This window comes from Curtobacterium sp. MCBA15_016, assembly GCF_001865105.1.
Taxonomy (GTDB): domain Bacteria; phylum Actinomycetota; class Actinomycetes; order Actinomycetales; family Microbacteriaceae; genus Curtobacterium.
Genome location: NZ_MJGR01000045.1, coordinates 7,617 through 8,251 on the forward strand (window position 1 = coordinate 7,617; position 635 = coordinate 8,251).

Consider the following 635-nt stretch of genomic DNA (forward strand, 5'->3'; position numbering starts at 1 on the left):
GCGGTGACGACGGGTTCGGCTGGCACGCCCTCGACGCGGCCACGAACGGCGAACCGGAGACCCGTGGGCTGCACGCGACCGACACCACGTTCTGGAACGTCACCGGCGGCAACCCCGTCCGGTTCGGCTCGTCCATGGAGACCGAGGTCTTCACCGACGTCTCCATCACGCAGTCGTACGTCCTCCGCGCGAAGGAGGTCGCCCTGAAGTTCGACGTCCAGGACTGGGCGACGGTCTCCGACGTCACCGTGGACGGTTTCCACGTGGAGTCACAGCCCGTCGGCGGGCAGGCCATCGTGCTGCAGGTGCTCAAGGGCCAGTACTCGAACGACACCGGGTACCGCGACGAGCGGGGCAGGATCACGGGCATCACGATCCGCGACTTCACCGACGTCACGGCCGACACGGTGACGCTGTCCGGGTGGGACGCGACGCACGGGGTGTCGGACGTCGCCCTCGAGGACGTCGTGCTCGGCGGCGCACCCCTCACCACGGCACAGGTGCGGACGAACCAGTTCGTCAGCGGTGTCACGGTGTCCTGATCGACTCCACGGGACAGAATGGGCGGATGGCCACCACCCCTCCGAACCAGAGCATCGAGCGCGCCGCGGCGGTCCTCGGCGCGCTCGGTGCCG

1 protein-coding gene is annotated in these 635 nt (G+C 69.3%); it reads left to right on the forward strand.

All coding sequences use genetic code 11. The annotated features are described in order from the left end of the window. Positions 1-542: hypothetical protein (locus tag BIV03_RS16140; protein WP_175475918.1), on the forward strand; the 542-nt coding region annotated here is incomplete at its 5' end. Between the last annotated feature and the right edge of the window lie 93 nt (positions 543-635).